Genomic DNA, 230 nt, shown 5'->3' with positions numbered 1-230 from the left:
CTGGAAGTGTGAAGCGTGCTCTTCGGATCTCACTAACGCATATACTGTACTTGAATCGTTGAAAGGAAAACGCCAAAAATGAAGACGCGCGATAAAATTGTTCTGGCTGCTCTAGAATTGTTTAATGAGCATGGTGAAAGGAATATCACGACCAATCACATCGCGGCGCACATCGAAATCAGCCCTGGTAATCTCTATTATCACTTCCGTAATAAACAAGAAATTGTCCG

Annotated in this window: 1 protein-coding gene; it reads left to right on the top strand. The window is 42.6% G+C overall.

What is annotated here, in order from left to right; translation table 11 throughout:
• Nucleotides 1–78: 78 nt before the first annotated feature.
• Nucleotides 79–230, top strand: a 152-nt coding sequence (locus E0702_RS17475; protein WP_132045777.1) for a TetR/AcrR family transcriptional regulator, incomplete at its 3' end; no start/stop codon positions are given.

The sequence above is a fragment of the Halomonas marinisediminis genome (assembly GCF_004347715.1).
GTDB lineage: Bacteria > Pseudomonadota > Gammaproteobacteria > Pseudomonadales > Halomonadaceae > Halomonas > Halomonas icarae.
This window is presented reverse-complemented; position numbering and strand designations above follow the sequence as displayed.